This is a genomic window from Cupriavidus sp. 10L45, from assembly GCF_056395225.1.
Map to the genome: position 1 here is coordinate 1 of NZ_JBFTJC010000025.1, position 5580 is coordinate 5580.

At 53.3% G+C, this 5580-nt stretch carries 1 protein-coding gene, 2 tRNA genes and 3 rRNA genes; all 6 read right to left on the reverse strand.

Features of this window, described 5'->3' with window-relative positions:
* Window positions 1–26: 26 nt before the first annotated feature.
* Window positions 27–140 (reverse strand): 5S ribosomal RNA (gene rrf / locus AC1DFU_RS27430).
* Window positions 141–265: 125 nt separating this feature from the next.
* Window positions 266–3146 (reverse strand): 23S ribosomal RNA (locus AC1DFU_RS27435).
* A gap of 310 nt (window positions 3147–3456) precedes the next feature.
* Window positions 3457–3532 (reverse strand) — tRNA-Ala (locus AC1DFU_RS27440).
* Window positions 3533–3540: 8 nt separating this feature from the next.
* Window positions 3541–3617, reverse strand: a tRNA-Ile gene (locus AC1DFU_RS27445).
* A gap of 63 nt (window positions 3618–3680) precedes the next feature.
* Window positions 3681–5212: ribosomal RNA gene (locus tag AC1DFU_RS27450) — 16S ribosomal RNA — on the reverse strand.
* Together the 16S, 23S and 5S rRNA genes with 2 tRNA genes alongside form the textbook arrangement of a ribosomal RNA operon.
* Window positions 5213–5375: 163 nt before the next feature.
* Window positions 5376–5580: hypothetical protein (locus AC1DFU_RS27455; protein ID WP_441593826.1), on the reverse strand; the 205-nt coding region annotated here is incomplete at its 5' end.

The following is a 5580-nucleotide window of genomic DNA, read 5'->3' on the forward strand; positions in this document are numbered from 1 at the left end:
TGGGGCTGGGGGTTCTGGGTATAAGAGCCTGGCGATGACCTACTTTCACACGGGTAGTCCGCACTATCATCGGCGCAAAGTCGTTTCACGGTCCTGTTCGGGATGGGAAGGGGTGGTTCCGACTCGCTATGGTCACCAGGCATGAGGGGTTGCCGCGCTGACGCATGTCAGCACGGCGAATCTGGGAGTAGTAAAGATTGGTTGTGTTTGTACCATCGTGGCACAAGGCGGCGAACCGCTACACCAGGYAAGACACACTGGTTATAGGATCAAGCCTTACGGGCAATTAGTACTGGTTAGCTTAACGCATTACTGCGCTTCCACACCCAGCCTATCAACGTCCTGGTCTCGAACGACCCTTCAAGGAGGTCAAGCCTCCAGGGAATCCTCATCTTCAGGCGAGTTTCCCGCTTAGATGCTTTCAGCGGTTATCTCTTCCGTACATAGCTACCCTGCGATGCCTCTGGCGAGACAACAGGTACACCAGCGGTACGTCCACTCCGGTCCTCTCGTACTAGGAGCAGCCCCCGTCAAGATTCCAACGCCCACGGCAGATAGGGACCAAACTGTCTCACGACGTTTTAAACCCAGCTCACGTACCTCTTTAAATGGCGAACAGCCATACCCTTGGGACCGGCTACAGCCCCAGGATGAGATGAGCCGACATCGAGGTGCCAAACACCGCCGTCGATATGAACTCTTGGGCGGTATCAGCCTGTTATCCCCAGAGTACCTTTTATCCGTTGAGCGATGGCCCTTCCATTCAGAACCACCGGATCACTATGTCCTGCTTTCGCACCTGCTCGACTTGTCAGTCTCGCAGTTAAGCACGCTTTTGCCATTGCACTTTAGGTACGATGTCCGACCGTACCAAGCGTACCTTCGAACTCCTCCGTTACACTTTGGGAGGAGACCGCCCCAGTCAAACTGCCTACCATGCACTGTCCCCGACCCGGATTCACGGGCCAAGGTTAGAACCTCAAACAAACCAGGGTGGTATTTCAAGGACGGCTCCACGTGAACTAGCGTCCACGCTTCAAAGCCTCCCACCTATCCTACACAGATCGGTTCAAAGTCCAATGCAAAGCTACAGTAAAGGTTCATGGGGTCTTTCCGTCTAGCCGCGGGGAGATTGCATCATCACAAACACTTCAACTTCGCTGAGTCTCGGGAGGAGACAGTGTGGCCATCGTTACGCCATTCGTGCAGGTCGGAACTTACCCGACAAGGAATTTCGCTACCTTAGGACCGTTATAGTTACGGCCGCCGTTTACCGGGACTTCAATCAAGAGCTTGCACCCCATCATTTAATCTTCCGGCACCGGGCAGGCGTCACACCCTATACGTCCACTTTCGTGTTTGCAGAGTGCTGTGTTTTTATTAAACAGTCGCAGCCACCATTTTATTGCAACCCCTTCACCCTCCTGGCGCAGGCCAGTCAAGCTACAAGGGCGTACCTTATCCCGAAGTTACGGTACCAATTTGCCGAGTTCCTTCTCCCGAGTTCTCTCAAGCGCCTTAGAATACTCATCTCGCCCACCTGTGTCGGTTTGCGGTACGGTCTCGTATGACTGAAGCTTAGAGGCTTTTCTTGGAACCACTTCCAATTGCTTCGCGGCTCAAGGCCGCTCGCCCCACATCCTTGAATTACGCGCCCGGATTTGCCTAAGCGCCTTCTCCAATGCAGGGACCGGGACTTCCAACACCCGGACAACCTTCCGCGATCCGTCCCCCCATCGCATCATACGACGGTGCAGGAATATTAACCTGCTTCCCATCAGCTACGCATCTCTGCCTCGCCTTAGGGGCCGACTCACCCTACGCCGATGAACGTTGCGTAGGAAACCTTGGGCTTACGGCGAGGGGGCCTTTCACCCCCTTTATCGCTACTCATGTCAGCATTCGCACTTCTGATACCTCCAGCATCCTTTACAAGACACCTTCACAGGCTTACAGAACGCTCTCCTACCACGCACATTACTGTGCGTCCGCAGCTTCGGTATATAGCTTAGCCCCGTTACATCTTCCGCGCAGGACGACTCGATCAGTGAGCTATTACGCTTTCTTTAAAGGGTGGCTGCTTCTAAGCCAACCTCCTGACTGTTTTAGCCTTCCCACTTCGTTTCCCACTTAGCTATATTTGGGGACCTTAGCTGGCGGTCTGGGTTGTTTCCCTCTTGACACCGGACGTTAGCACCCGATGTCTGTCTCCCGTGATTGCACTCTTCGGTATTCGGAGTTTGCTATGGCGGGGTAATCAGCAATAGACCCCCCAACCATGACAGTGCTCTACCCCCGAAGGTGAGACACGAGGCACTACCTAAATAGTTTTCGGAGAGAACCAGCTATTTCCAGATTTGTTTAGCCTTTCACCCCTATCCACAGCTCATCCCCTAACTTTTCAACGTTAGTGGGTTCGGTCCTCCAGTACGTGTTACCGCACCTTCAACCTGGCCATGGATAGATCATCTGGTTTCGGGTCTACACCCAGCGACTCAACGCCCTATTCGGACTCGCTTTCGCTACGCCTTCCCTAATCGGTTAAGCTTGCCACTGAATGTAAGTCGCTGACCCATTATACAAAAGGTACGCCGTCACCCGTTTCCAGGCTCCGACTGTTTGTATGCATGCGGTTTCAGGATCTATTTCACTCCCCTCCCGGGGTTCTTTTCGCCTTTCCCTCACGGTACTGGTTCACTATCGGTCGATTACGAGTATTTAGCCTTGGAGGATGGTCCCCCCATCTTCAGACAGGATTTCACGTGTCCCGCCCTACTTGTCGTACACCTAGTTCCACAACGCTGTTTTCGCATACAGGGCTATCACCTGCTATGGCCGGGCTTTCCATCCCGTTCTGCTAACAATGCTGCTAAAGAGTACAAGGCTCTTCCCATTTCGTTCGCCACTACTTTGGGAATCTCGGTTGATTTCTGTTCCTGCAGCTACTTAGATGTTTCAGTTCGCCGCGTTCGCTTCCCTGACCTATGTATTCAGTCAGGGATGACCCATAAGGGCCGGGTTTCCCCATTCGGACATCTCCGGATCAAAGCTTGTTTGCCAGCTCCCCGAAGCTTTTCGCAGGCTACCGCGTCCTTCATCGCCTGTAATCGCCAAGGCATCCACCACATGCACTTGTTCGCTTGACCCTATAACGAGTGTGTCTCAGCTTTCGCTYAAGCACACGACTCACCATAGGTCTGAGTTCTCGCGTTTGTGCCGTATTCCAAGTCATCTTTCGATCACTTTAAATACATTTTGGTTGATACAATCACAACCCGGTATCGCGTTGGATAATTCAGCGTCTCATCAACGCTCGCGCGACACCTTTACTACATCCCATATTGTTAAAGAACAGCCGACGGATTCAKTGAATCCAATCGCTTGGCAATGCCAAATGAAAGCACTCACAGCGCCTTCGCGCTAAGTGCTTTCATTTGGCAAACCAACCAAGGTAAGTGGTGGAGGATGACGGGATCGAACCGACGACCCCCTGCTTGCAAAGCAGGTGCTCTCCCAGCTGAGCTAATCCCCCGGATAACTTGGTGGGTCTGGTAGGACTTGAACCTACGACCCCCGCCTTATCAAGACGGTGCTCTAACCACCTGAGCTACAGACCCTTGGCTGTAACAGCAAACAAACCGATAAGTGTGAACGCTTGACTTGTGAACACAAGCCTCTGGAAAGGAGGTGATCCAGCCGCACCTTCCGATACGGCTACCTTGTTACGACTTCACCCCAGTCATGAACCCTGCCGTGGTAATCGCCCTCCTTGCGGTTAGGCTAACTACTTCTGGCAAAACCCACTCCCATGGTGTGACGGGCGGTGTGTACAAGACCCGGGAACGTATTCACCGCGGCATGCTGATCCGCGATTACTAGCGATTCCAGCTTCACGTAGTCGAGTTGCAGACTACGATCCGGACTACGATGCATTTTCTGGGATTAGCTCCCCCTCGCGGGTTGGCAACCCTCTGTATGCACCATTGTATGACGTGTGAAGCCCTACCCATAAGGGCCATGAGGACTTGACGTCATCCCCACCTTCCTCCGGTTTGTCACCGGCAGTCTCTCTAGAGTGCCCTTTCGTAGCAACTAGAGACAAGGGTTGCGCTCGTTGCGGGACTTAACCCAACATCTCACGACACGAGCTGACGACAGCCATGCAGCACCTGTGTCCACTTTCTCTTTCGAGCACCTAATGCATCTCTGCTTCGTTAGTGGCATGTCAAGGGTAGGTAAGGTTTTTCGCGTTGCATCGAATTAATCCACATCATCCACCGCTTGTGCGGGTCCCCGTCAATTCCTTTGAGTTTTAATCTTGCGACCGTACTCCCCAGGCGGTCAACTTCACGCGTTAGCTACGTTACTGAGGAAATGAATCCCCAACAACTAGTTGACATCGTTTAGGGCGTGGACTACCAGGGTATCTAATCCTGTTTGCTCCCCACGCTTTCGTGCATGAGCGTCAGTCACGTCCCAGGGGGCTGCCTTCGCCATCGGTATTCCTCCACATCTCTACGCATTTCACTGCTACACGTGGAATTCTACCCCCCTCTGACGTACTCTAGCCTTGCAGTCACAAGCGCAATTCCCAGGTTGAGCCCGGGGATTTCACGCCTGTCTTACAAAACCGCCTGCGCACGCTTTACGCCCAGTAATTCCGATTAACGCTCGCACCCTACGTATTACCGCGGCTGCTGGCACGTAGTTAGCCGGTGCTTATTCTTCCGGTACCGTCATCGACTCCGGGTATTAACCAGAGCCATTTCTTTCCGGACAAAAGTGCTTTACAACCCGAAGGCCTTCTTCACACACGCGGCATTGCTGGATCAGGGTTGCCCCCATTGTCCAAAATTCCCCACTGCTGCCTCCCGTAGGAGTCTGGGCCGTGTCTCAGTCCCAGTGTGGCTGATCGTCCTCTCAGACCAGCTACTGATCGTCGCCTTGGTGAGCTTTTACCCCACCAACTAGCTAATCAGACATCGGCCGCTCCTATTGCGCGAGGCCTTTCGGTCCCCCGCTTTCACCCTCAGGTCGTATGCGGTATTAGCTAATCTTTCGACTAGTTATCCCCCACAACAGGGCACGTTCCGATGTATTACTCACCCGTTCGCCACTCGCCACCAGGATTGCTCCCGTGCTGCCGTTCGACTTGCATGTGTAAGGCATGCCGCCAGCGTTCAATCTGAGCCAGGATCAAACTCTTCAGTTCAATACCTGTGTGGTGCCGAAGCACCTCGCTCTTTCGAGCGGTCGCTCACTCTCAGAAAACTGACTCGATCCATTCCGAAGAACGAACCGAACATGTTTTACTGTGCGAGCACTTAATAACTTTTGAAGCAACACGCAGACCGAAGTCCACGCGGCGTTCGCCATCAAGCGCCCACACTTATCGGTTGTTTGGTTGTTAAAGAACTGGCCACACCGGCTTTGCCGGGGGCGGTACTGCTTGTCTGCGCTGCGTCGTTTGCGTCGCAGCAGAGAAACGAGATTATGAAGAACAACCTGCGTTTCGTCAACAGGTCAGCGAAGTTTTTTTCGCTGCGGTCAGCGCTGGAAAACTCCTCAGCCCGACCACCC